The sequence below is a fragment of the Umezawaea sp. Da 62-37 genome, assembly GCF_032460545.1.
Classification (GTDB): Bacteria; Actinomycetota; Actinomycetes; order Mycobacteriales; family Pseudonocardiaceae; genus Umezawaea.
The window spans coordinates 928,451-950,600 of the sequence record NZ_CP135965.1; the positions used below are offsets into that span (position 1 = coordinate 928,451).

At 69.8% G+C, this 22,150-nt stretch carries 30 protein-coding genes; 12 read left to right on the forward strand and 18 right to left on the reverse strand.

The window, feature by feature from the left end:
- Window positions 1–23: 23 nt before the first annotated feature.
- The 5 genes from RM788_RS03950 to RM788_RS03970 all read right to left on the reverse strand — a co-directional run bounded on the left by RM788_RS03950 (window position 24) and on the right by RM788_RS03970 (window position 4,757).
- Window positions 24–902: a universal stress protein gene (locus tag RM788_RS03950; RefSeq protein WP_315930110.1), complete on the reverse strand. Its 879-nt coding sequence runs from the start codon at window positions 900–902 to the stop codon at window positions 24–26.
- Complete coding sequence (locus RM788_RS03955) at window positions 899–1,477, reverse strand: CBS domain-containing protein (RefSeq protein ID WP_315930111.1); 579 nt, start codon at window positions 1,475–1,477, stop codon at window positions 899–901. Before RM788_RS03955 ends, RM788_RS03950 begins: the two co-directional genes overlap by 4 nt.
- 121 nt (window positions 1,478–1,598) lie before the next feature.
- On the reverse strand, window positions 1,599–2,486 hold the full coding sequence (locus RM788_RS03960; RefSeq protein ID WP_315930112.1) for a universal stress protein: 888 nt from the start codon (window positions 2,484–2,486) through the stop codon (window positions 1,599–1,601).
- Window positions 2,487–2,615: 129 nt separating this feature from the next.
- Window positions 2,616–3,713: an N-acetylglucosamine-6-phosphate deacetylase gene (nagA, locus tag RM788_RS03965; protein WP_315930113.1), complete on the reverse strand. Its 1,098-nt coding sequence runs from the start codon at window positions 3,711–3,713 to the stop codon at window positions 2,616–2,618.
- A gap of 372 nt (window positions 3,714–4,085) precedes the next feature.
- On the reverse strand, window positions 4,086–4,757 hold the full coding sequence (locus tag RM788_RS03970) for a nitroreductase family protein (protein WP_315930114.1): 672 nt from the start codon (window positions 4,755–4,757) through the stop codon (window positions 4,086–4,088).
- A 598-nt stretch (window positions 4,758–5,355) separates the two neighbouring features.
- On the opposite strand from RM788_RS03970, the gene RM788_RS03975 reads away from it, so the two are divergent.
- Both RM788_RS03975 and RM788_RS03980 read left to right on the forward strand, forming a co-directional pair.
- Window positions 5,356–5,865, forward strand: coding sequence for a DUF6461 domain-containing protein (locus RM788_RS03975; protein ID WP_315930115.1), 510 nt, complete (start codon window positions 5,356–5,358; stop codon window positions 5,863–5,865).
- Between the two features lie 25 nt (window positions 5,866–5,890).
- The gene (locus RM788_RS03980) at window positions 5,891–6,367 is read left to right on the forward strand and encodes a hypothetical protein (RefSeq protein WP_315930116.1); all 477 of its coding nucleotides are present in this window, start codon (window positions 5,891–5,893) and stop codon (window positions 6,365–6,367) included.
- On the opposite strand, the gene RM788_RS03985 is transcribed toward RM788_RS03980, so the two are convergent.
- The 3 genes from RM788_RS03985 to RM788_RS03995 all read right to left on the reverse strand — a co-directional run bounded on the left by RM788_RS03985 (window position 6,300) and on the right by RM788_RS03995 (window position 8,416).
- Entirely contained in the window at window positions 6,300–6,920 is a 621-nt protein-coding gene (locus RM788_RS03985) for a hypothetical protein (protein ID WP_315930117.1), read from the reverse strand. The two genes, RM788_RS03980 and RM788_RS03985, sit on opposite strands and share 68 nt — an antisense overlap.
- A gap of 837 nt (window positions 6,921–7,757) precedes the next feature.
- A complete protein-coding gene (locus tag RM788_RS03990; protein WP_315930118.1) occupies window positions 7,758–8,105 on the reverse strand; it encodes a sporulation protein in 348 nt (115 codons plus the stop codon).
- A 5-nt stretch (window positions 8,106–8,110) separates the two neighbouring features.
- Window positions 8,111–8,416: a DUF4342 domain-containing protein gene (locus RM788_RS03995; protein ID WP_315930119.1), complete on the reverse strand. Its 306-nt coding sequence runs from the start codon at window positions 8,414–8,416 to the stop codon at window positions 8,111–8,113.
- A 304-nt stretch (window positions 8,417–8,720) separates the two neighbouring features.
- On the opposite strand from RM788_RS03995, the gene RM788_RS52840 reads away from it, so the two are divergent.
- From RM788_RS52840 to RM788_RS04005, 3 genes are read left to right on the forward strand one after another with little or no spacing between them, the layout of a single operon-like run.
- Complete coding sequence (locus RM788_RS52840) at window positions 8,721–9,008, forward strand: P-loop NTPase family protein (RefSeq protein WP_399343042.1); 288 nt, start codon at window positions 8,721–8,723, stop codon at window positions 9,006–9,008.
- Window positions 9,005–9,772, forward strand: a complete 768-nt coding sequence (locus RM788_RS04000) for a universal stress protein (RefSeq protein ID WP_315930120.1) — start codon at window positions 9,005–9,007, stop codon at window positions 9,770–9,772. The genes RM788_RS52840 and RM788_RS04000 overlap by 4 nt, the downstream gene beginning before the upstream one ends.
- A 9-nt stretch (window positions 9,773–9,781) precedes the next feature.
- Entirely contained in the window at window positions 9,782–10,402 is a 621-nt protein-coding gene (locus tag RM788_RS04005) for a CBS domain-containing protein (RefSeq protein ID WP_315930121.1), read from the forward strand.
- Here RM788_RS04005 and RM788_RS04010 read toward each other — a convergent pair.
- The 4 genes from RM788_RS04010 to RM788_RS04025 form a co-directional block, all read right to left on the reverse strand.
- Window positions 10,374–10,607, reverse strand: coding sequence for a hypothetical protein (locus RM788_RS04010; RefSeq protein WP_315930122.1), 234 nt, complete (start codon window positions 10,605–10,607; stop codon window positions 10,374–10,376). The two genes, RM788_RS04005 and RM788_RS04010, sit on opposite strands and share 29 nt — an antisense overlap.
- Window positions 10,604–10,903, reverse strand: coding sequence for a DUF5994 family protein (locus tag RM788_RS04015; RefSeq protein ID WP_315930123.1), 300 nt, complete (start codon window positions 10,901–10,903; stop codon window positions 10,604–10,606). Before RM788_RS04015 ends, RM788_RS04010 begins: the two co-directional genes overlap by 4 nt.
- A 151-nt stretch (window positions 10,904–11,054) precedes the next feature.
- A complete protein-coding gene (locus tag RM788_RS04020; RefSeq protein ID WP_315930124.1) occupies window positions 11,055–11,624 on the reverse strand; it encodes a hypothetical protein in 570 nt (189 codons plus the stop codon).
- Between the two features lie 109 nt (window positions 11,625–11,733).
- Entirely contained in the window at window positions 11,734–12,615 is an 882-nt protein-coding gene (locus RM788_RS04025; RefSeq protein ID WP_315930125.1) for a universal stress protein, read from the reverse strand.
- Between the two features lie 191 nt (window positions 12,616–12,806).
- On the opposite strand from RM788_RS04025, the gene RM788_RS04030 reads away from it, so the two are divergent.
- Complete coding sequence (locus tag RM788_RS04030) at window positions 12,807–13,457, forward strand: response regulator transcription factor (protein WP_315930126.1); 651 nt, start codon at window positions 12,807–12,809, stop codon at window positions 13,455–13,457.
- Window positions 13,458–13,460: 3 nt separating this feature from the next.
- Here the strand turns inward: RM788_RS04030 and RM788_RS04035 are convergent, their stop codons facing one another.
- Window positions 13,461–15,161, reverse strand: a complete 1,701-nt coding sequence (locus tag RM788_RS04035) for a sensor histidine kinase (RefSeq protein ID WP_315930127.1) — start codon at window positions 15,159–15,161, stop codon at window positions 13,461–13,463.
- 125 nt (window positions 15,162–15,286) lie between these two features.
- On the opposite strand from RM788_RS04035, the gene RM788_RS04040 reads away from it, so the two are divergent.
- Window positions 15,287–16,303 carry an Acg family FMN-binding oxidoreductase gene (locus RM788_RS04040; RefSeq protein ID WP_315930128.1) on the forward strand — a complete coding sequence of 339 codons (1,017 nt, stop codon included), beginning with the start codon at window positions 15,287–15,289 and terminating at the stop codon, window positions 16,301–16,303.
- On the opposite strand, the gene RM788_RS04045 is transcribed toward RM788_RS04040, so the two are convergent.
- Window positions 16,273–16,449 carry a hypothetical protein gene (locus RM788_RS04045; protein WP_315930129.1) on the reverse strand — a complete coding sequence of 59 codons (177 nt, stop codon included), beginning with the start codon at window positions 16,447–16,449 and terminating at the stop codon, window positions 16,273–16,275. The genes RM788_RS04040 and RM788_RS04045 overlap by 31 nt on opposite strands.
- A gap of 300 nt (window positions 16,450–16,749) precedes the next feature.
- Here RM788_RS04045 and RM788_RS04050 point away from each other — a divergent pair, with 300 nt between their 5' ends.
- From RM788_RS04050 to RM788_RS04060, 3 genes are all read left to right on the forward strand, one after another.
- Window positions 16,750–16,968 carry a hypothetical protein gene (locus RM788_RS04050; protein ID WP_315930130.1) on the forward strand — a complete coding sequence of 73 codons (219 nt, stop codon included), beginning with the start codon at window positions 16,750–16,752 and terminating at the stop codon, window positions 16,966–16,968.
- The gene (locus tag RM788_RS04055; RefSeq protein WP_315930131.1) at window positions 16,965–18,620 is read left to right on the forward strand and encodes a SulP family inorganic anion transporter; all 1,656 of its coding nucleotides are present in this window, start codon (window positions 16,965–16,967) and stop codon (window positions 18,618–18,620) included. The genes RM788_RS04050 and RM788_RS04055 overlap by 4 nt, the downstream gene beginning before the upstream one ends.
- Before the next feature lie 83 nt (window positions 18,621–18,703).
- Entirely contained in the window at window positions 18,704–19,066 is a 363-nt protein-coding gene (locus tag RM788_RS04060) for an ArsR/SmtB family transcription factor (RefSeq protein WP_315930132.1), read from the forward strand.
- Between the two features lie 83 nt (window positions 19,067–19,149).
- Here RM788_RS04060 and RM788_RS04065 read toward each other — a convergent pair whose 3' ends face one another.
- Window positions 19,150–19,302, reverse strand: a complete 153-nt coding sequence (locus RM788_RS04065) for a hypothetical protein (RefSeq protein WP_315930133.1) — start codon at window positions 19,300–19,302, stop codon at window positions 19,150–19,152.
- Between the two features lie 232 nt (window positions 19,303–19,534).
- On the reverse strand, window positions 19,535–19,885 hold the full coding sequence (locus tag RM788_RS04070) for a hypothetical protein (RefSeq protein ID WP_315930134.1): 351 nt from the start codon (window positions 19,883–19,885) through the stop codon (window positions 19,535–19,537).
- 250 nt (window positions 19,886–20,135) lie between these two features.
- Between RM788_RS04070 and RM788_RS04075 the strand changes: the two genes are divergently transcribed.
- On the forward strand, window positions 20,136–20,366 hold the full coding sequence (locus RM788_RS04075) for a hypothetical protein (RefSeq protein WP_315930136.1): 231 nt from the start codon (window positions 20,136–20,138) through the stop codon (window positions 20,364–20,366).
- Window positions 20,367–20,483: 117 nt separating this feature from the next.
- Here the strand turns inward: RM788_RS04075 and RM788_RS04080 are convergent, their stop codons facing one another.
- Window positions 20,484–21,050, reverse strand: a complete 567-nt coding sequence (locus RM788_RS04080; protein WP_315930137.1) for a helix-turn-helix transcriptional regulator — start codon at window positions 21,048–21,050, stop codon at window positions 20,484–20,486.
- Window positions 21,051–21,114: 64 nt separating this feature from the next.
- Here RM788_RS04080 and RM788_RS04085 point away from each other — a divergent pair, with 64 nt between their 5' ends.
- The gene (locus RM788_RS04085; RefSeq protein ID WP_315930138.1) at window positions 21,115–21,354 is read left to right on the forward strand and encodes a hypothetical protein; all 240 of its coding nucleotides are present in this window, start codon (window positions 21,115–21,117) and stop codon (window positions 21,352–21,354) included.
- Here the strand turns inward: RM788_RS04085 and RM788_RS52845 are convergent.
- Window positions 21,266–22,045 carry a polyketide synthase dehydratase domain-containing protein gene (locus tag RM788_RS52845; protein ID WP_399343046.1) on the reverse strand — a complete coding sequence of 260 codons (780 nt, stop codon included), beginning with the start codon at window positions 22,043–22,045 and terminating at the stop codon, window positions 21,266–21,268. The two genes, RM788_RS04085 and RM788_RS52845, sit on opposite strands and share 89 nt — an antisense overlap.
- Between the last annotated feature and the right edge of the window lie 105 nt (window positions 22,046–22,150).

The following is a 22,150-nucleotide window of genomic DNA, read 5'->3' on the forward strand; positions in this document are numbered from 1 at the left end:
ACTCGCCTGCGCACAGCGGACTTCTAGGTCATCGGGCGAACAATCGCCAGTGGGCACGGGGCGTGGTAAACCAGTGCCTGGCTGGTGGATCCCAGCAGCATTCCGTCGAATCCACCGTGACCTCGGCTGCCGACCACGAGCAGTTGTGCCGTCTCCGCCAGTCGCAGCAGCGCGCGCACCGGGCGGTCGCGCAGCACGAGGCGGTCGACGTGGACGTCCGGGAACTTCTCCTGCCACCCGGCGAGCCGCTCCGCGAGCAGCCGCTGTACCTCTTCCTCGACCCGTGCCCAGTCCATCGCCAACCGCACCCCGCTGTACGGGCTGTCCACGATGAAGTCCGTCCACGTCATCACCGCGGTGAGCGCAACACCACGGGTGGAGGCGGCCTCCAAGGCGAACCCGATCGCCGCCTCACTCGCAGGCGACCCGTCCACGCCGACCACCACCGGGCCGTCGGCCGCGGGGTTGCCCCGGATCACCACGACCGGGCAATGACCACGGGCGGACAGACCTACCGCCGTGGAGCCCACCAGTTGTCCGATGAAGCCACCGAGACCCCGCGACCCGAGAACGACCATCCGGGCGGTGCAGGACTCCCCCGCCAGCATCGGAACCACGTCACCGGCCACCATTGCGGTCTCGATCTCGACACCCGGCGCGGTTTCCTTCGCGGCCGACTTCGCCGCGGCGAGCACAGCGATCCCCTGCTCCTCGAACGCCTCGCGCACCCTGTTCTTCGACAGCAGGAAGTCGGGGTATCCGACGGCGGGCACCGCGCAGGCGTGCACCAGGCGCAGCGACACCCGATGCCGCTCGCACTCGCGCACCGCCCAGACGACCGCGTCGAGCGACGACTCCGAGCCGTCGACACCGACCACGACCGACGTGGCGGTCCCCGTCATGACACGGCCTTACCGGTCAGGATCCGCACATCGGCGACACCCACGACGCCACCGGCGAGGGCGACGACGACCTCTTCGGACTCCGGGTCGACGAACTCGGCGCCGATGCTCACCACGCCGTCGCGGACCAACACCGACCAGTCCAGGACTCCACCGTAGATCTCCAGTTTGCGCCGCACATCGGCTGCGATGGACGTGTCGGACCTGGCCAACCCGCGCACCACGTCACGACGGGTCACCACCCCGACCACCGTCGACCCGTCGACGATCGGAACGCAACGCACGTGGTCGTCGACCATGACCCGCGCGATCAGCGCGACCGATGAGCCGGCGCCCATGCCGAAGGCGGGTGAGGTCATCACCTGCTCGACGGGCGAGTCGAGGCCTTCCGGCGTGGTCGAGTACTCGCCGCGCAGCAAGTCCATCTCGGTGACGATGCCGACCATGTGCCGGTCGGCGTCGACCACGGGCAGCGCGGTGAACCCGTGGGTCGAGAGCAGACCGGCCACTTCCCGGATCGACACGTCGGGTGTCACCGTCACCGCCGGGCTGGACATGATGTCGTGGGCGCGCATGGTCTTCCTCCTCGTAGCGGGTCCGCCGCCCGGATGTATCCGGTCCAACGGCGATGACGTCGGATCCTCGTCGGCGAGGCCAACACCGGGCCCCGCACCACTGCCTCCCTGCGCGTCCCGCCTACGCGGTCGTAGTGGCGGCACGGTCGTCGGTTCGCGCCACGAGCACCGGGCACGGGGCGTGGTGCAGCAGGGCGTGGCTGGTCGATCCGAGCAGCAGCCCGGCGAAACCTCCGCGACCGAGGGGGCCGACGACGAGCAAGCGGGCGGTGTCGGAGTAGTCGGCGAGGCGCTTGGCCACATGGCCTTCGGCGAGCACTCGTTCCACATGCACGTCCGGGTACTTCTCCTGCCACCCGGCAAGGCGTTCAGCCAGCAACTGGTGGTGCTCGGAGGTCAGTTCGAGCCGGTCGGCCTCGCCGAGGCCGATGGCGCTGATCCGCGGGTGCCAGACGTGCACCGCGATCAGGTCGGCGCCGTCGAGGGCGGCCCGGTCGAAGGCCAGCTCGATCGCGGGTTCGCTCGCGGCGGTGCCGTCCACGCCGACCACGATCGGACCACGCAGTGGCACGGTGCCGCGGACGATCGTGACGGGGCAGTGCCCGTACGTGCTGACCGCCAGCGCGGTCGAGCCCGCCAGCAGTTCCGCGAAGCCTCCCGCGCCGCGGGATCCGACCATGACCTCGTAGGCGGAGGCCGACTCGCGAATGAGGACGGTCGCTGGATCCCCGATCTCCAGCGCCAGGTCGAGTTCCACGCCGGGCGCGGCGTCACGTGCGGCGTCAGCCGCGTCATGCAGGCGCTGCCACCCGTCGCCGCGCATCCCGTCGCGCAGCCGCTCCGTGTCTTCCAGGCCGTCGAACGGCAGCAGGAGTTGCGCGTGCACCACTCGCAGCGTCCGGTGACGGCGCAGAGCCTCGGCGGCGGCCAGGCCGACCGCGTCGTGTGCGGACGTCGACCCGTCGACACCGACGACGATCGGCGCGGCGCGCTTCATGGGGACAGTCATGTCCGGTCACCTCTCCTGTGCCCGTCGGACGAGCCCGCGATCGGGGTGTCCGTTCTCCTGGTTCCAGACTTCCGCTCGGGAGACCCCACCGGCAGTGCGGTTGGTCCTCGGTGGCCGATGACGTTCGGCTCAGCCGAGCGGAATGCCGTCGCGGTAGACCGCGCGGATGCCCAGACCGTCGTCCAGGACCACCACATCCGCCCGGTCACCAGGCCGCAGCAGCCCGAGATCCGCGTCGGGGAAGAACCGCGCCGGTGTGCGGGTCGCGGCGTTGACCGCCTCGTCCAGCGGAACTCCCGAGTCGCAGGCGTGTCGGATCGCTTCGACCAGGGTGCTCGTGGTCCCGACCAAGGTGCCGTCCTGCTTGCGGGCGACGCCGTCGAGCACGTCGAACTCGACCGCGCCGAGCCGGAAGTGCCCGTCCTTGCAGCCACCGGCGGCCAGCGCGTCGGTGACCAGCACGACCCGGGCCGGTCCGGCGCGGAACGCGAGCCGCACGGCTTCCGACGAGAGGTGGCTGGGGTCGGCGATCAGGCCCAGGGTGACGTCGTCGCGGGTGAGGGCGGCACCGGCGATGCCGGGGTCGCGGTGGGTGAACGGGCGCATGGCGTCGAACAGGTGGGTGACCATGGTCGCGCCGCGGTCGAACGCGGCGTGCGCCTCGGCGGCGGTCGCGTTGCTGTGCCCGCAGGAGACGATGATCCCCGCGCTCAGGCAGAGGTCGACCAGGACGAGCGCACCAGGCAGTTCCGGGGCGAGCGTGACCTGGGTGACCAGACCTGCCGCCAGCAATCGGCGCAGGAGGTCGACATCCGGTATCCGGAGCAGGTCGACCGGATGGGTCCCGCGCCTCTCCGCGGACAGGAACGGGCCTTCGAGGTGGGCGCCGAGGACGCGTGACCCCACGGTGGTCGAGCGGGCTTTATCGGCCGTGGCAATGGCCGAGGCCATCTGGTCGGGGGCACTGGTGATCAACGTTGGCTGGTGGGCGAGCACTCCCGTGAGCGCCATCGCCTCGGCCGCCTCGCGGTGGCCTTCGACGTCCGCGGTCAGGAAGTCCACACCGGCGAACCCGTTGACCTGGATGTCGACGAAGCCCGGTACCGCGATCCCCCTGCCCGGCCTGGGCAGACCGATCGCCGTCACCCGTCCGCTGTCGCGGTCCACCTCGACGTCGCCTGCCCGGTGGACACCGTCGACCAGCGCGCCCGCCACCCCGAGCCTCATGACGCTCCTCCGGATCGGACGAAGGCACCCGCGGTGGCCGTGGTGCCAGCGGCACCAGGCAGAACAGTGGTGGCTTCGGCCGGACAACGTGCTGCCACCGGTAGCCCGGCGGTTTCGACGAACCCGCGGCGGGTTTCGATCGGCGTCGACTTGCTCATCGGTCCTGCTTCCTTCCGGTCTGCGTCTCCTCTCCACGATGACCGAACGACCAGGTCCGGGTGAGAGCAGTAAGTCCTGGTGCGGCAACGACTTTCGCCACCGGACGAAGATGCGGAAGAACTCGATCCGGGACCACCCGCAGGTAACACACCCAGGGGCCGAGACTCGGCCGCGTGTCCGGTCGAGGTCGTTCCACACACCACGACCGGCGGCTCATCGGACCTGGAGCGCCGACCACAGGTGACCGGACACGCCGTCGGGCAGGCGGGTTGGGCGGTGGACCGGAGTGGCCGTCATCCCCAGGGCTCGTGCCCTGAGTCGTACTGCCTGCGTCGCGGCCCCAGCCAGCAGGACGTCCTGCCTGCTCTCCCCGGTCGTGAGCACGAGCAGCACCGCGGACCCGCTCGGCAGGCCGAGAGCCGCCAACGAAGTGTCATCCTCCACCGGAAGCAGCCGAGCGCCCGCCCAATGGTTCGACACGGCCAGCGCGGGCAGGTCGATCCGACCGGGTGCGGCAGGCACCTCGATCGCCTCGTAGTCGCCCACCTCGACCGCGGTGGGGGCCTGCCGGTCATCGGCGGTCAGCACCGCGAGCAGGTCGGGTCGGTCGACGTCACGGGGGAACTCCACCTCGACGTGCCAGCCGAAGGCCTGCAAGGCCGTGTGCACGTTGTGCAACGCCGCTCCACAGGACAGCAGGCGGTCGAAGCCGAGGCGGTCGTGCAGCGAGTGGTGCGGCAGTTCGTAGAGCGACACCACGTTGCCGTGTGGTTCGAGGACCCAGGGGTGGCCCGTCCCGTGCACCGGGGCACGCCGAGCCGCCCTGACCATCAACTCGACCTCGGTGGCTCCCCATTCCGGCGCCGCGGTTCTGGACCTGTGCACGTGCACCACCTCCTCCCACAACGGTGCCCGACTCCGGCCGCGCCGGACAGGGCTCGGGGTCCTCACCGCATGAGGGCCTTCGACCCCGGTCCTGTCCGAGTGGCCGTTCCCGTCAGCAGATCAAGGCCCGCCCGCGTCGATCCCCGTGCCCGCCCGATCGTTGTTCGCGAACGGGCGCGGGTGACCGCAGGACGATCGGCGCGAGGACAACGACCTTCGGCAGCGCCATCAATGGCACAGGCGGCCCGCTGTTGGCCAACAGCGGGATCGACCGATCTCCATCTCCATCATCTCGAAGATCGACACCAGCAACGAAGCGTGAACACCTCGGTTACAAGCGCCCTAGATCCGCCATTGGGTGACGTTCACGGGTATACGCCGACAATGCCCGCGCGACCTCTTCTGGCATGCCCTTGACGTAGGTCAGCGTCGAGCCGCCCTTGGTGTCGGTGTGTCCCGCGTACGCTCGGGCAACAGCGTCAGAGCGGTGCCGTTCGAGTGCCGCAGGAGCTCGTCATCACGATGTCGCACTCCTCGCGATTCGGCGTGCTCCCGCAGTGCAGCAGCCAGTGTCGGACTGTGTTGCGCACCGGGTTTGATGGAGACCGCCACCCCGGACGAGGCGTTGCGCCGCTGCGGCGCCGACAAGGACGCCATCAGCACCGCCACCTGGTGGGAGTTGAGGTCGCGCGCCGAATTCGAGGAAGTCGACCAGCACGAGACCCACGTCGTCGCGGCCTTCGCCCTCGGCCCGCACGCCCTGCTAGTGGAAGACCTGGGCGACGAAGGCGTCTACCGTTCCGACCTCTCTGCGGGGACTCTCGCCGTGTCGTCCTTCCGCAGCGGCAACTCGGAGGACTTCAGTGTCAGCCGTGACGGAATGGCACTGGCCTGGATGTACCTGTCGTGCCTCAGCGCGATCGAGGGCGACCATCCCGACGAGATCACCAACGCATTCGCGGCGATGAGCATCGACGAAGTGCGGGCGTTCGAGGACGACCCCGAGAAGCATCCCAACGACCTTGAACTCTTCCGCAGGATCGGCGGCGTCTCCCCCGCTGTCGCCGACGTCGCCCGTCCAGCCCGTATGGCGATCATGGCGAGCTAGCCACGTCTTCCGCACACGGGCACGGGTGACTGATCTGTTCGGAACCGCGGGCGCGCAAGCGATCACCGCGTTCGGGATCGACACCTCCCGCCCGCACTGGGACATGACCTCGATCTCGCTGTACGGAGCCTACGACCAGACCGACGACGAGTACGCCGCACCGAAGTTCGGCCACCCCGAGGACCGCCGGGTGGACCTCAACCGAATCCAGGCCGGGCTCGCGGTCGCCGGGGACGGCGGGATACCGGTCTTCCACTCCGCCTACGACGGCGGCGCCGGAGAGGTCGCCCACGTGGTCGCGGTGATGACCGAGTTGACGAAGATGACCGCAACACGGGATTTCCTGCTGATCGCCGACTCCAACACTGGTGTCCTACGGCAACGTGTCGGCGATGATCGAGGCCGGTGTCGGGTTCATCGCCCCCGCGTCCGCTCTATCCGCACGCCGCCAAGACAAGGCAAAGCAGTTCGCCCTCGTCGTCGACGATCTCGTAGCCGGTGACGTACTCCGAGTCGTGCACGGGGAAGACGAGGGCGTTGGCACCGGTCTCCCGGTCCACCACGACGTTCGTCCAGTTGTCCTTGCGGTGGCGTGGCCCTTTGACCAGGATGCCGTCCCGTGCGTCACGGACGAACGATGACGCGTCGTCCACGTGCGGGAGCGAGCGACGCATGGCCTCTTCACCCCACAGGACGGCGAAGTCCTCGATCAGGTGGACGTCGTGGTAGCCCGCGACGTCCCAGTTCGCCCCCTCGATCCGATGGGGCTCGGTCAGTGGGATCACAACCATGGTTACGGTGTGCCAGAACGCCTCGGGGTCCTCGTCCTGCGGGGAAAAGGCGCAGCTTCCCGCGTACACCGGGTGAGTACCCGCCGGGAGTTGATGACTGAACCCTCCTTCTGTGAGCCACGGGGTCTCCCAGGTGATCGGACCGTCCACCACGACAAGATCACCGGCGTGGTCGAACCACGTGGGCCTGACCAGCGTGGAGTACGCCGGCGGAGCCGGCGCGTACTTGTCGACCAGGCGCCACAGCAGTTCTTCCACCTTCACGCGTCGTGTCCTCCCGGTTGATCGCCATCCCGCCGCATCCGGCTCTCCGCGCAGCAAGCGGTCATCGTCCTCACCTCGGCGTCGCAGGCCGTCCAACGACCACATTCACCAAAATGACCCTGCCTACGTCAGCGCGACAGTCTCGGATGAGATGGGCAGCCAGTTCGATACCTCACAAATCAAAGCACCCCGTCACCCGCGATGAATGTACAAGCCCGATAAGCGCAGCCGACATCCCCACAGCTCCGTTCTGGGGTTGCCCCGTTTTGACGGGCAGGGTGAGGATCACTCCGCGGAAGCACTGGGCAGGCTCTGGCGCTGGAAGCATCCGCTTCGAGGAGTTCGATGAACACCTCGCTGGGTTTACGCCTGACGTTTCGCAGTTGTGCGGCGGCTGAACCCGAGAACGGCGGCACGTAGAGGAAAGCGGCGTGGTCGGCCTGGCTCGTGCGGAAGTCGAACAGGGCCGGTACCGCGGGGTCGAACACCGGCCGCTCGGCGACGAGACGTCGTCCGCGGAAACCATTCGCGCGCCCACGGCGGGGGTTCGGTCGGTCCGAGCACGCTGTCGAACACTCGGCGCGCTTCGACCTTGTCGACGTCCAGGACCACGTGGGTCCGACCGCCGACGTGCACCCGGTCGCGGTCGAACCTGCTCGACACCGCGGTGTCGAGCAGGTTGGGCCGGTCGCTCCACGAGGACCAGACGGTGGGCGATGGTGTCGAACGGGCGGCTACCGTCGTCAACGACCGTCACCCTGTCGTGCCATCGGGGTTCCAGGGCGCGGCGGCCCGCGACAGTCAGCCCGCTCAGGCCGGCGCCCGCGATCACCACCGTCATCCGTGGTCGGTCTTCGCCCGTGCTCTGGCGACGCGGGCGCGGGTGATCAGGAACGCGATCGTGACGGCGGCCAGCCCGGTGAACAACCGGTTCACGTCGACCGCGGGTCGCCACGACACCTGTCCTCCGGCGATCACGTAGGCGCCGACGGGCTTGCCGGACACGCCGAAGCCGCCGCCCTCGCCCTCCTGGCCCTTCTCGTCCTTGCCCGACCCGACACCTCCGCCTCCGCCGACGGCCGCGGCGGTGATCACGGTGACGCCGTCGTGCTCGTAGGGCTCCGAGTACACCCGTCGCACGGTGATCGTGTCGCGGGCTTTCTCCACCAGTTCGACGATCTTCACGGCGATCAGTTCTCCTCTGCGGGAGTCCGGTCCTCGTGGACGGCGACGATCGGCGGATTGGCGCGCTCGACCTCGATCGACCACTCCTTGGCGAGCACGGCGATCGCAGCGACGGCGGTGACCACCGGGGCGATGATGGCGGCGACCACGCCTGCCGTCACGGGGATCTCCATGACCGTGTGGCCGTGGTCGTCCTTGACCACGATCCGGCGGACGTTGCCCTCGTGGATCAACTCCTTCACCTTGGCCACCAGTGCCTGTCCGCGGACACGGTCCGTGGTCGTTGTCGTCTGGTCGTTGGTGACGGTCATCGGATCTCCTCACACTCGGTGGACCGAAACGGTCGTGATCGGTTCGAGCTTGCCGCCCGCCGTCTCCGGTCGGCAGTGCGCTTGGTCCTCGACCGCCGATGACGTTCGGCACTCGCCCGGACCACCGGCCGTCACACGCTGGTCGCATGATGACCGACACACCAGGAGTGGTGCTGTCCTGCCGCGGTTTGCGCAAGCGGTCCGGCGAGCTGACCGCGGTCGACAACGTGACCTTCACGATCTCCGCCGGGAGACCTGCGGTCTGCTGGGTCGCAACGGCGCGGGCAAGACGACGATCATCTCGATGGTCGCGGGCATCCTCCGGCGCGACGCAGGCGGCGCGCTGGTCGAGTGCGTGATCGTGTCGACCAGGACGACCGAGCACAAGGGACGCATCGGGTGCGTACCCCAGGAGTTGACCCCGTACCCGGACCTGACCGGGCGGGAGAACCCCGCCGTTCGCGGCGAACGCTCCAAGGCCCTTCGACCCCTTGCCCACCGATCTGTTCGGCGGCACCGGAGAAAGGCCCTGGTGCGGGAGGACCTTCGTCCGTGTCGACGATTCCCCGATTCCCGGAGGGTGGGGGCATGAGCACTGTGAGCACCGGACCGGTGGTGGTCGACATGTCGGCCACCACGGACGCCGTGTGGTGGGCCGCGGACTACGCACGACTGCGCGGACTGCCGTTGCGGCTCGTCCACAATTCCCCCGATCTCCTGTCCGTGGTGGACCCGATCGGCTCCGTGCATCCTGGAGTCGAGGTGCGGCAGGAGTTCACGACCGGCCCGGTGGTGGACGTCCTGGTCCTCGAGTCCGAGACCGCTCACCTGGTCGTGGTGGGTCACCGGCCGCGGAGCGCGTTCGCCGAGCTGGTCAAGGCGCCAACGGCCTTGGCGGTGAGCGCACGGGCGTCTTGCCCCGTCGTGGCCGTTCCCGCCGGTGTTCGGTCCTTCAGCGCTGACCATCCGGTGGTGGTCGGCGTCCGTGACGGCGACCGCGTGCCGAACCTGCTGGAACTGGCATTCGCAGAGGCGGAGGCGCTCGACACCGGGGTCATCGTCGTCCGGTGCGCTCCCCGGTCGGACGACATCGCGTCCGACGTCATCCGCGACGCGATCTCCGAGGTGGCGAACGGGCATCCCGGCGTGCGGGTACGCACGGAGCTGATCGACGGCCCGCCCGCCAAGGGACTGGCGTGGCACGCGCACTTCGGCTCCGCGGTGGTCGTGGGCTCGCACGGCGGCCTCCGTTCAGTCGGTCGGACCCTGTTGCGCCACAGCACGATCCCGGTGCTGCTGGTCGGGTCGCACGTACTCGTCCCGCGCCCAGCGGTGCCCATCCTCGACGGCAACTAGGAGTCCGCCATGCGCGCGGAAGACATCATGTCCAGCCCGGCCGTCACGGTCCGTCCCGACACACCCGCCAAGGCAGCCACCGCTCTGCTCGCCGCCCACGGCTTCACCGCGCTCCCCGTGGTGGACCAGGAGGACCGGCTGCTCGGCGTCGTGACCGAGGCGGATCTGATGCGGGACCGGATCCTGCCGGATCCGAGGGCCCGCATCTGGCGCGATCGGGAACCCGTTGCGCACCCGCACTCCCCCGACACGGTCGAGCGGGTGATGAGCAGCCCGGCCACCGGGATGCCCCGGCACGCCGACGCGGCCGAGCTGGCGAAGGTGATGCTGCGCGAGGACATCCGCAGCATCCCGATCCTCGACGGGGAACGGGTCGCCGGCATCGTCACCCGCCGCGACCTGTTGCGGACCATCGCCCGCGACGACCTCGCGATCGTCACCGACGTGCGACACCAGTTGGCCGCCTACGCGGGCGGGGACCGGTGGACGGTGACCGTGGCCGACGGGGCCGTGGGGGTCCTCGACGAGTTCGATGACGCCACCGACCGGCACGTCGCCACGGTGCTGGCGCGGGCCGTGCCCGGCGTCCAGTCGGTCGAGGTCACCGCACGGGCCGACCAGCCGATCTGAGGGGCATCACCACGCCGGTCCCGGTGGGCGGAAACGTCCGCACGGGACCGGTTTTCGCGTGCTTGCCGACGGCGGTCAGGATGTCGGCAGGGTTGTCCGCGGTGCCGCGTCCGGACGCGGTCGTCATCGCGTCGTGGCCTGCCGCGTCGACCAGTCCTGGTGGCATGACCAGCTGGCTGATGCGCATCATGTCAGCGTCGGTCACGTGGACGATGTCTCGTCCTGGACGTGGAAGCCCTCCAGCCGGACCACCTGGCCGTCGACCTCGACGCGGCGCGGCGTGTCGTCCCACCCCGCCATCGCGTACCCGACGCGTGACACGGCTCCGAGCCGGATCGCCAGCACCTCGGCCAACTCCGGCAGTTCGGCGGCCAGGTCACTGGTCCGCGGCCACCAGGCCCCGTCGACATACCCGGTCGGCGCGGCCTTGGGTGTGAGCCGCAGCCGAAGCGGGTGCTTCGCGTCGACCGGGGGAAAGGTGGAGGTGTGGTCGTGCGTCATGGCGCTGGTCCCGTCCGCGGCCGTTCCGACCGCCGTGGGACGCGCCGAGGACGGCGTCGGCTCGGACGCGACGCACGGGGTGCTCTCGGTGGGCTCACCGTACGCCGAACGCGCGCTCCCGGCGGGAACGCGCGTCGAGGCGGGCGAGTGGTCAGAGCAGCCAGCGGTTGGCGCGGACCGCCTTGAGGTCCGCCCAGCTCCGGCCGAGGCCCCAGGTGTGGCCGGCGAGCGCGACCGCGAACACGATCAGTGCCAGCGCGTAGACGACGTGGTAGTCGATCAGCGGGTTGGTGGAGCCGCTCGGTGCGCCCGCGGAGGTGTGCTGGGCCAGTGGCCATTCGGCGATCCACATGAGCGCCATCATCACGGTTCCGGCGATGGCCGAGATCCGCAGTGCGACACCGAGCAGCACGGCGAGGCCGACTCCGGCGAGGCCGAGCATGAACAGCGCGTCCACCACCGGTGATCCGGCCATGGCGCGCAGCACCGACTGGAACGGGCCGACGTCGACGTGTCCGAGGAATCCCTTGGCCGGTGACCCGCCGTTGATCCAGGCGCCACCGGACTGGGTGGCGTAGCCGAGGCCGAACAGCTTGTCGAAGAAGGCCCACGAGAACAGGGCGCCGACGGCGATCCGCAGCACGGCCAACGCCTTGCCGGTGCTCGTCGACGCCGGGGTCGGGATCACGGTGGCGGGCTTCACTTCGTGCTTGAGGGACATGGTGTGGCCTCCTTGGCTCGTCCACAGTGTTCGTCGTCGCGCGGTGTTCGCACCGGTGCCGAAGGTCCTCACCCCTCGGAGGATTTCAGCGTGAATCCTTTGTGGATTGTCAGTTCGAGCGGACCACGGCGACGGGGCACGGCGCGTGGTGCACGAGTGCCTGACTGGTCGATCCCAGCAGCATCCCGGTGAACCCGCCCCGGCCGTGACTGCCCACCACGAGCAACCGCGCGTGCTGGGCCGCACGCACCAGGGCGCGGACCGGCCGGTCGCGCACGACCACGCGCTCTACCACGACGTCCGGGTACTTCTCCTGCCACCCGGCCATCCGCTCGGCCAGCAACCGCTGCTGCTCGGCCCCGACCTCGGACCAGTCCATCGAAAAACGGTCCGCTTGGAAAGCGCTCTCGACCAACACGTCGGTCCACGACAGCACGGCGGTCAGCGGCGCGTTCCGCGTCGACGCGGCTTCGAAGGCGAAGCCGATGGCCGACTCGCTCGCCGCGGATCCGTCGACCCCGACGACCACCGGTCCCTGCTCCACGACGCGGTCGCGCACGACCACGACCGGACAGCGCGCGTGGGCGGTGAGCGCGGCGGCGGTGGAGCCGAGCAGCAGGCCGGTGAAGCCGCCGAGTCCGCGGGAGCCCAACACGATCGTCTTGGCGTTCGCGCTCTCCTCGATCAGCAGCGGGATCGCCGCGCCGGCGAAGAGCGCGGTCTCGACGGCGATGCGGGGAGCGACGGTATGTGCGGCGGTTTCCGCTTCGGCCAGCCACAGCCTGCCCTGCGCGTCGAACGCGGCGAGGACCTCGCTCGCGTTCACGATCATGTTCGGGTATCCGGTGGCGGGCAGGAGGTAGGTGTGCACGAGGCGCAGCGGCAGGTGGTGGCGGGCGCATTCGTCGGCGGCCCAGGCCACGGCGTCGAGCGCGGAGGGCGAGCCGTCGACACCGACGACGACGGGTGGTGCGACCGGGTTCCGGTCCATGGTGGTCTCCTCAGGTGCGTGGTCTTCCCACGCTAGGGAGGGGCAGAGGTCGGGTCTGCCGTCCCCGGTCACGCGATGTCTCGCCGAATGGCGGGTGGACCAGGGTCTTTGTTCTCTGTCCCCGATCATTTCGCGCGAGCACGGTGTGGTCGACGAGGGCGTACCGTGCGGCCTGGGGAGGTGCGTGCCTGATGGTGACCAAGGTTTTCCTGGTGGACGACCACGAGATCGTTCGCCGCGGTATCGCGGACCTTCTGAGCGACGAGGACGACCTGGTGGTCGTGGGCGAGGCGGGGTCGGTGGCCGAGGCGCTCACGAGGGTGCCCGCGACGGCGCCGGACGTGGCTGTTCTCGACATCAGACTGCCCGATGGCAACGGTATCGAGCTGTGCCGCGAGCTGCGGTCGCGGCTGCCGGAGTTGAAGTGCCTGATGTTGACGTCGTTCGCCGACGACGAGGCGCTGTTCGACGCGATCATGGCCGGGGCGTCGGGGTTCGTGCTCAAGCAGATCCTCGGCAACGACCTGGTCCACGCCGTGCGCACCGTCGCGTCAGGACAGTCGCTGCTGGACGCCCGGACCACGTCCGCGCTGCTGAACCGGATCCGCCGCGAGCGCGGCCAGGGCGACCCGGTCCGCACCCTGACCGACCAGGAACGCGCGGTGCTGGAGTTGATCGGCGACGGGCTGACCAACCGCGAGATCGCGGAACGGATGTCGTTGGCGGAGAAGACCGTCAAGAACTACGTGTCGCACCTGTTGGCCAAGCTCGGGATGCAGCGGCGCACCCAGGCCGCCGTGCTGTCCACGCAGTTGCGCCGCCCGCCCTCCGAGGTCCAGTAGTCCTCAGCGCAGCGGTACCTGCCAGGTCAGCCGGGTGCCGCCCACGGGCTCGGGCACCAGCGTAAGGGATCCGCCGAGCCCTCCCGCCCGCTGCTCCAGGTTGCGCAACCCGCTGCGTGCGACTTCGCCCGGCATGCCGACGCCGTTGTCCACCACGGAGATGACCAGTTCGTCGGTGGCCTCCACCGTGACCACCAGTTCGGTGGCGCGGGCGTGTCGCAGGGCGTTGCTGACCGCTTCGCCGACCACGGCCATCGCGTGTTCGCCGATCTCGTCGGACACGGAGTTGTCCACGGTGCCGGACATCCGCACCGACGGCGAGAGCGGGGCGTCTTCGCTCAGCTCGGCGATCAGGTCGAGCAGCCTGCGCCGCAGTCCGACGCGCCCTTCCCCTGCGTCCTGGAGGTCGAAGATGGACGTGCGGATCTCCTGCACGGTCTGGTCGAGCTGCTCGATCGCCGTGCGCACCCTGGCCCGGATCTCGCCGTCCGGTCTGCGCAGCGTGCCCTGCAGGCTCAGGCCGGTGCTGAACAGGCGTTGGATGACGTGGTCGTGCAGGTCCCTGGCGATGCGGTCGCGGTCGGCCAGGACGTCGAGCAGTCGGTGCGAGCGCTGCTTGTCGGCCAGTTCCAGTGCGAGCGCCGCTTGGTCGGCGAAGTAGGCCAGCACAGGTACCTGGTCCGCGTGGAACAGCGCTTCTCCCTTGCGCCGTGCGGCCAGCAGCACCCCGGTGACCGCGGCGCCTACCCGCATCGGCACCGCGATGCCAGGTCCGAAGACCTCGGACACGTCGCCGAGGTGGCCTTCGAGGTCGTCGACCAGCTTCGGTGTGCCACTGCGCAGGACCTCTTGCACCGCGGAGTCGCCCACCGCGAGGTCGGCGCCGACGAGGTGCTCGACCGAGATTCCCGCGGCGGCCGTGACGTGCGGGGTGTGCTCGTCGTCGCCCAGGACGATGAGTGCGCAGTCGGCGCTGAGCAGTTCCAGGGTGCGCTGGGTGATGAGCTGGAGCGCGACCTTGACGGATGCTCCGCCGAGGAGTTCGGAGTTGATCTCCGCGGTGGCTTCCATCCAGCGTTCGCGCATCCGGGACCGTTCGAACAGCCTGGCGTTCTCGATCGCCACGCCAGCGGCCGCCGCCAGGGCTTGGAGGACGACCTGGTCGTCGAGGGTGAATTCGGCGGCGTCCTTCTTCTCGGTCATGTAGAGGTTGCCGAACACTTCGTCGCGCACCCGGACGGGCACGCCGAGGAAGCTGTGCATCGGCGGGTGGTTGGCGGGGAAGCCGACCGAGGCGGAGTGCTGGGACAGGTCGAAGAGCCGGATGGCTCTGGGGTCCTCGATCAGCAGCCCGAGCAGGCCTTTGCCCTCGGGCAGGTGGCCCATGTGCTCGCGGGTGTCGCCGTCGATGCCGACGTAGACGAACTCCGAGAGGTCGTCCCTGGTGCCGAGCACGCCCAGCGCACCGTACCGGGCGCCGACGAGGTCGACGGCGGCTTGGACGATCCGCTGGAGGGTGGAGTCGAGTTCGAGACCTGCGCCGACGGCGAGGACGGCGTCCAGCAGGCCTTGCACGTGGTCTCTGGTCCGGCCTATCTCGACGAGCCGTTCCTGGACCTCGTCGAGGAGTTCGGCGAGGCGCAACCCGGCCAGGCCGCCCCTGACTGCTTCGCGGACGATCGGATCGGGCTTCTGCGGTGACATCGGCGCTCCCGCCCTAGGGGTCCACCCTCGCACGCCGGGCGCGGACCGCGCGACCCTGGTGGGCGGTGACCTTCGACGGTGTCCACGCGTGAACGCGCGAACGACAGTGGAGGGGTGACGACACCATGACCGCGACGACGCCCGCTCTCGGCCTGACCCGGGAGGAGGTCGAGTCCGTGCTGACGACCGCTTCCCTCGCGCCCTCGGTGCACAACAGCCAGCCGTGGCGCTTCCTGGTGCGCTCCGACCGGATCGAACTGCACGCCGACCCGGGCCGCGCGCTGCCCGCCACCGACCCGAGTGGGAGGGAGCTGCGGCTGTCCTGCGGCGCCGCGCTGCTCAACCTCCGGTTGGCGTTGCGCGGCAAGGGGATCCGGCCGCTGGTCAGCCTGCTGCCCGGAGCGGACGCGCCGGGGGCTCTCGCGGTGGTCCGGCTCGGCTCCGCACAGCTGCCCGACGCCGACGACCTGGCGCTGTTGGCCGCGGTGCGGACCCGGCGGACCAACCGGCGGCCGTTCGTCGACGCGCCCGTGCCGACAGCTCACCGCGCGCTGCTGGCGCGGGCCGCGGACGTGGAGCGCTCCTGGCTGCACGTGGTCGACGACCGCGCGGAACGGGCGAAGCTACAGCAGCTCGTGCGGCGCGCCCAGCAGGACCAAGCCGTTGATCCGGCGGTGCTGGTCGAACTGCGCGCGTGGACCGAGCAGCGCCCCGGAGACGCGGGTGTCGCGATCGGGTCGGCCGGACCGCGGCCGGAGTCGCAGGACGAGTGGGCGCTGCGGGACTTCGCGCCCGGCGCGACGCACGAACGTCCGTCGGGCAAGGACTACGAGTCGGATCCGCTGGTGGTCGTGCTGTGCTCGTTCTACGACGGGCCGCTGGCGGAGCTGCTGGCCGGGCAGGCGATGCAGCGCGTGCTGCTGACCGCCACGACCCTGGGCCTGTCCGCGTCGTTCCTGTCCCAGCCGATCGAGGTGCCGCACGTACGCGAGGACCTGCGGCGGGTGCTCGGCGGCTCGCTGGCGCCGCAAACACTGCTGCGCCTGGGGTTCGGCTCCCCCGTTCCCGCGACGCCCCGCCGTCCGGTGACCGAACTGCTGATGGAGCCAGATCAGCCGCCGAGCAACGTCCGCACCGCGTAGGCGATCCGCAGGTTCTCCCGCGCGATGTCCTCGACGGTCCGCACAGCCGCACCACCCCCGGTGAGATCAGCGTCGCTGTGTGCCGCGACGTTGGGCTGGGGATCGACGCCGAGGAATCCGGTGCCTTCCGCCGTCCGTTGCTGCACCAGCGCGCAGTGCTCGTCGACACCGCCAGTGAAGCGAGCACGTTTGCTTGCGTGGCTGCGACGTCCATCGCGCCGATTCCGCCGGCTACAGCACCAGTCCAGGACCCACCGTGCCGGGCCGGGGCCGTACACGGTCAGAGGAGTGATCATCGTCTGCTGATGACCTGTGCCCTGGGGCGATCAGGTCGGGTGGTATGAGGTCGACATCACCTCGATGCGCCAGGCGAAATACTTGAAGACTTCTTCAAGTGTAAATATGATGGAATCTTCAAGTGCGAATCGCACAGGGGGAGCATCGGGATGAGCGAGTTCGCCAGCACCATGCGCGGCCGGGTTGATTCAGCGCGCCACACCGTGCGGCTGGCCCGTGCGAATGACGACCACGAACTCGCGGACCTGCACGAGGCGGACCTGCGCAACCTGGAACGCCTCGCCTGTGAACACGGGGTCGATGTCGGCGACGTGCTGATCCCGGTCCCCCGGCCGACCGGACCCCGCACTGAGGACTGCCCCTCATGAGCACGCGAGGCGGCGCGTGGTCCTTGCTGCCGGGCAAACCGGAACTGATGTCGCTGGCCCGATCGCCGCGCCACGACCTCGTGGCCGGTGTGACGGTCGCGATCGTCGCCCTGCCGCTGGCACTGGGGTTCGGCATCGCCTCCGGCCTCGGCGCGGCGGCCGGCCTGGTGACCGCCATCGTGGCCGGCGCGGTGGCAGCTGTCTTCGGCGGCTCCAGCCTCCAGGTGTCCGGGCCGACCGGGGCGATGACCGTCGTGCTCGTCCCGATCGTCGCCGTCCACGGCCCCGCAGGAGTGCTGACGGTCGGTCTGATGGCGGGGGTCCTGCTGATCGGACTGGCCCTGGCGCGCGCCGGCCGGTACATGCGCTACGTGCCCGTACCCGTCGTGGAGGGGTTCACCCTCGGCATCGCCGGGGTGATCGCGTTGCAGCAGATCCCCGCCGCCCTGGGTGTGCCCACGCCGCATGGGGAACAGATCGCGCTCGTCGCGGTCCGGGCGGTGGCCGACTTCGCCGGGCACCCGAACTGGCGGGCCGTCGCCCTCTCGGTCGGTGTGGCGCTGGTGATGCTGGTCGGAGGCCGGTGGCGGCCGAAGGTGCCGTTCTCGCTGATCGCGGTGGTCGCGGCGACGCTCGTCGTCTGGGCGGCGGACCTGCCGGTGGCGCGCATCGGGGCCCTGCCCTCGACCTTGCCCCTACCCTCGCTCGGCTTCCTCGACCCGAGCACGCTGACCGCGCTGGTGCCGTCCGCGGTGGCGGTGGCGGCGCTGGCCGCCCTGGAAAGCCTGCTGTCCGCGACGGTGGCCGACGCGATGAGCATCGACGAGCACCACGACCCGGACAAGGAACTGTTCGGCCAAGGCCTGGCGAACCTCGTCACCCCGCTGTTCGGCGGAGTACCCGCCACCGCCGCGATCGCCCGCACGGCGGTCAACGTCCGGGCGGGAGCGCGCTCGCGGTTGGCAGCGCTCAGCCACGCCCTCGTGCTGGCGGTCATCGTGTTCACCGCCGCGCCGCTCGTGGGCGCGATCCCGATCGCGGCGCTGGCCGGGGTCCTGCTGGCCACCGCGATCCGCATGGTCGAGGTCGGCGCGGTGCTCGCGCTGCTCCGCTCCACCCGCTCCGACGCGCTCGTCCTGGTGCTCACCGCCGTCACCACGCTCGCACTGGACCTGGTCACCGCCGTCATCGTCGGCCTGGTCGTCGCGGGCGGTCTGGCGCTGCGCACGATCGCCGGAACCGCACGACTGGAGCAGGTCGACCTCGACCACAGCCACCACGCGCAGGAGGAGCAGGCGCTGCTGGCCGAGCACATCGTCGCCTACCGCCTCGACGGGCCGCTGTTCTTCGCCGCCGCGTACCGGTTCCTCCTCGAACTCACCGAGATCGCCGACGTCAAGGTCGTCATCCTGCGCATGTCCCGCGTCTCCACCATCGACGCCACCGGCGCGCTGGTCCTGCGCGACGTCATCGGACGGCTGGAGCACCGCGGCATCGCCGTGCTCGTGTCCGGCGTCAAACCGGGCCACGAACGCGTACTCGACGCACTCGGCCTGGCCACCCGTCTGGGCGACCTCGGCCGGGTGTTCGCCTCCACCCCCGAGGCGATCGAGCACGCCCGCGTCCTGCTGCACCAGCACGACGATTGCTAGAATCCGATCACCAGGCGCAAAGGCAGGAGGTGGCACGTGACGACAACGGTCGCTCCCACTCTTCGTGGCACTGGAGGAAACCGATGAGCAGGCCCCTCTACCAGCTGAAGGCCGAGTTCTTCAAAACCCTCGGCCACCCGGCGCGCATCAGGGTGCTGGAACTGCTCAGCACGCGCGAGTACGCCGTCGCCGAACTGCTGACCGAGCTGGACATCGAACCGTCGAACCTGTCGCAACAGCTGGCGGTGCTCCGACGCGCGGGGCTGGTCGTCACGCGCAAGGAAGGGTCGGCCGTCCACTACTCGCTGACCACCCCACGGGTCGCCGAACTGCTCGCGGTGGCACGGACGATCCTCACCAGCGTCCTCTCAGGACAGATCGAACTGCTGGAGGACCTGCACGATCCCGAATCACCCGCGCTCGCAAGGGGATCAGTCGCAGGCTAGCGGTGGGATCCACGGCGTGGTCCTGATCATCGACACGCCTACCGTTCCCGTTGTCGTCCCGGCTCCTGCCGGGACGGTGACGCTCAACGTTCCACGCGTTCGCCCATGAGGAAGATGTCGCGGACGTCCGGGGAGCTGTCGAGGACGACTCGGTCGAAGGTGCTCACCCGTGCGTTGCCCGCCGCGGCGACCGTCTGCTCGGCGGCACTGTTGGTCGGGGTGGGCCGGTAGGCCATCACACCCTGCGGGCCAAAACGACACCGGTGTGGAGGAAGTGATCCCGCCATGCCTCACCACACCTGTTCGCAGACCGGAGCCGCCACCACGGGGACCCATCGACGTCCGCCCCCTCCAGCCCGCCGCCCCATTCACCGCCCTGGGCTGTCCGCCGTGTTCTGTCACCGCGAGGTGTCGGTGATGGTTGCCGTGCCCATTCCAACCGGGCCTTGCCACCAATGTTGAGACCCGCTACGTCAGACTCAGTCGCCAGTCCCGGTAACAGCTTTTCTGCTGCTCTACGGTTCCCAGGCTGTCCGGTGGCGCCTCGGCAAAGATATCCACGAGATGTTCCCGCTCCACCTGTTGTCCGGTTCGGAGAATGTAAATACGACTTGCACCAATCATATCTCGCACCATGCCTGACGCGTAGGCATCCTTGCGAGCACCCTGCACGGCGATCAACCACCCCGAAGTCTCCAGCTCCAGGCGAATTACTTGAAGTGCCTGAAACAGATCATTTCCACAACCGATTACAGGCCCGACCGGTCCGTCAAGGTTGATCAGGTACGTACGGTCGGCCCGCAGGTGCCATTTGAGCACGGATACCAGCCTCTGACGAGCACGAAGCAGCAGAACACTTAATTCCCGCACTCGTCCGATTTCACCGCTTTTCACAAGCCGTATTTCGGTTGTTCATCCTGAGCAGTACGACGTCCACCGTGACCCGCAAAACACCCTCCGCTATCAACCTCGAAACAAGTTGCGACAGCCTTCGAAACTGTAGCCTGCGACTTGACCGGCAAGCCCGAGTGCCGACGGTCTCGTCCGGTCGGCAGGATGAAGAGGAGCGGTGAGTCCGCGCAAACCGGCGTCCACCACGGTCCTGGTGCTGTGGGTGGCGGGGTCCATGGTCGTGAGCCTTGCCGTGGGCATCTTGTGGGGCAAGGCGTTCCCGACCACCACGCGACCGATCTACATCATCAGCGCGGTGCTGCTGGTCGTGATGATGGGCGGCTTCAGGCTCCTCGGTGGATTCGACCGGCTCGACCAGGCGCGGAAGAACCGCGGATCTCCCCGATGACCATCGCGATGCTCGCGGGCGCCCTCACCGCGATTCGAGATTCCGCGGGAACGGGTCACCGCCGGCGCACCGGGCGCTGCTCCACGACGTGATCCGGCGTGCTGTCCCGGCGAAGTCCTACTGATCCGCGCCAAGGGCGTGGGCCAAGCCGGATCTGCCGGGAATGGCCAGTTTGCGGTAGGTGTTCGTCAGGTGCTTCTCCACGGTGCGGGACGTCACGGACAGGTGGTCGGCGATCTCGGGATTGGTGTGGCCCGCGGCGGCGAGCCGGGCGACCTGCCGTTCCGCCGTCGTCAGCACCGGGAGGCCCGTCGGGGAGGACGGGGCGTCCGACGAGCCGGACGCGGTCTCGACGCCCGCAGCCTCTACTAGCCAGGTCGCCCCGCACCGGATCGCGAGGGCACGGCCCTGCCGCAGCCACTGCTCCGCGTTGTCGTACCCCTGCTCCCGCATCGTCCTGCCCAGGTGCACGAACGTCTTCGCCCGCTGCAACCGGTTGTCCGACGCGGCGAGCACGGTCACGGTCTCCCGCAGGAGTTCGACGGCCTTGGCGCCTCCCGTCAGCGAGGCGCGCAACCGCATCGCGGCACCGAGGTGCGCGGGTGCTCCCCAGGCCGAGGCGTGCGCGTACTCCTCGTCGGCCAGTGCCCACGCCGAGTCGAGGTCGCCGAGCCCCTGGTGCAAGACCGGCCGCGACGATCCGCCACGGGTGCAGGGCCGGGTTGCGCCAGCCCGCGGAGTCGAGGTGGTGGCCGCAGTCGAGGACGTGGGCCAGCGCACCCCGCAGGTCACCGAGTCCGAGCGCGACCCGGCTGTGCTCGGCGAGCACGAGGGCGCGCGCGACCACGGTGTCCGCTTCCGCGCGTTCGAGGATGGTGTCCAGCCACGAGGCATCGCGGTCAGCGAGTCGGCGGCCGACCGCAACATGCCGGTGGCCCAGTCGCCGCCCCCGGTGGTGATGGCGAGCAACTGCGCGGCGACCTGCTAAGCGGGTCTGCCCCCGGTGTGCAGGAGTTCGGCCGCGGCCAGGTGCGTCCGTTCCCAGGCGCGCGGCGTCGTGCGCGGCGGACACCGGGTCGGCCAAGGACCTCACCGGGCAGAGCAGGACCACGACGCCACACCGCCCGAGCCCCTTCGAAGGCGGCATCGGCCTCCGGATCGTGGAGCCGACCGGGGTCCACGACCTCGGCTCCCCCAGGCGGCCACTCCACCAGCGGAACTCCGCCAACGGGCTCGCGCGAACTCAGCGCACCGGTGGCGTGCCGGGTCCACGACGGGCTGTCGGCACCGCTCACGCGACAGTGCACGGCCAACCCGCGCCTGCCCGCCGCGTCCTCGGCGCCGACCCGCACCCGCAGCTCCACCGAGCCGTCCTCCGGCAGGACAAGGGGCCTCTCGACCATCAACTCCTCGACCAGCCCGCTCTCGACCTGGCGACCGGCCCAGAGCGCCAGCTCCAGCAACGCCGCACCGGGTAGCGGAACCGAACCCCGGACCACGTGCCCGGCAGGCCATGGGCGGGTCCGCGCCGACAACCGCCCGGTCAGCACCACATCACCCGCGACCGCGACGTCCTCGAGCAACGGGTGCCCGACGACCGCGGCACCGTCCACAGAGGACAGCCCTTGCCGCCGCTCCGGACTCACCGGCGAGTCCTCCCGCCGAGCACCACCACCCACCAAAGCCTCCTCCGGTCACGTCCGCGGACCGTCCGGGCTCGCTGCGGCGATCATGACGACGAACGCCAGTCAAGCCGGCGTACCGCGAACCCGTCAACGCCAGGA

Coding starts and splice junctions, on each gene's coding strand:
- RM788_RS03950 (WP_315930110.1), bottom strand. CDS start 902: ATGACGGGGACCGCCACGTCGGTCGTGGTCGGTGTCGACGGCTCGGAG.
- RM788_RS03955 (WP_315930111.1), bottom strand. CDS start 1,477: ATGCGCGCCCACGACATCATGTCCAGCCCGGCGGTGACGGTGACACCC.
- RM788_RS03960 (WP_315930112.1), bottom strand. CDS start 2,486: ATGACTGTCCCCATGAAGCGCGCCGCGCCGATCGTCGTCGGTGTCGAC.
- nagA (WP_315930113.1), bottom strand. CDS start 3,713: ATGAGGCTCGGGGTGGCGGGCGCGCTGGTCGACGGTGTCCACCGGGCA.
- RM788_RS03975 (WP_315930115.1), top strand. CDS start 5,356: ATGGAGACCGCCACCCCGGACGAGGCGTTGCGCCGCTGCGGCGCCGAC.
- RM788_RS03995 (WP_315930119.1), bottom strand. CDS start 8,416: ATGACCGTCACCAACGACCAGACGACAACGACCACGGACCGTGTCCGC.
- RM788_RS52840 (WP_399343042.1), top strand. CDS start 8,721: ATGGTCGCGGGCATCCTCCGGCGCGACGCAGGCGGCGCGCTGGTCGAG.
- RM788_RS04000 (WP_315930120.1), top strand. CDS start 9,005: ATGAGCACTGTGAGCACCGGACCGGTGGTGGTCGACATGTCGGCCACC.
- RM788_RS04005 (WP_315930121.1), top strand. CDS start 9,782: ATGCGCGCGGAAGACATCATGTCCAGCCCGGCCGTCACGGTCCGTCCC.
- RM788_RS04015 (WP_315930123.1), bottom strand. CDS start 10,903: ATGACGCACGACCACACCTCCACCTTTCCCCCGGTCGACGCGAAGCAC.
- RM788_RS04020 (WP_315930124.1), bottom strand. CDS start 11,624: ATGTCCCTCAAGCACGAAGTGAAGCCCGCCACCGTGATCCCGACCCCG.
- RM788_RS04025 (WP_315930125.1), bottom strand. CDS start 12,615: ATGGACCGGAACCCGGTCGCACCACCCGTCGTCGTCGGTGTCGACGGC.
- RM788_RS04030 (WP_315930126.1), top strand. CDS start 12,807: ATGGTGACCAAGGTTTTCCTGGTGGACGACCACGAGATCGTTCGCCGC.
- RM788_RS04035 (WP_315930127.1), bottom strand. CDS start 15,161: ATGTCACCGCAGAAGCCCGATCCGATCGTCCGCGAAGCAGTCAGGGGC.
- RM788_RS04040 (WP_315930128.1), top strand. CDS start 15,287: ATGACCGCGACGACGCCCGCTCTCGGCCTGACCCGGGAGGAGGTCGAG.
- RM788_RS04050 (WP_315930130.1), top strand. CDS start 16,750: ATGAGCGAGTTCGCCAGCACCATGCGCGGCCGGGTTGATTCAGCGCGC.
- RM788_RS04055 (WP_315930131.1), top strand. CDS start 16,965: ATGAGCACGCGAGGCGGCGCGTGGTCCTTGCTGCCGGGCAAACCGGAA.
- RM788_RS04060 (WP_315930132.1), top strand. CDS start 18,704: ATGAGCAGGCCCCTCTACCAGCTGAAGGCCGAGTTCTTCAAAACCCTC.
- RM788_RS04065 (WP_315930133.1), bottom strand. CDS start 19,302: ATGGCCTACCGGCCCACCCCGACCAACAGTGCCGCCGAGCAGACGGTC.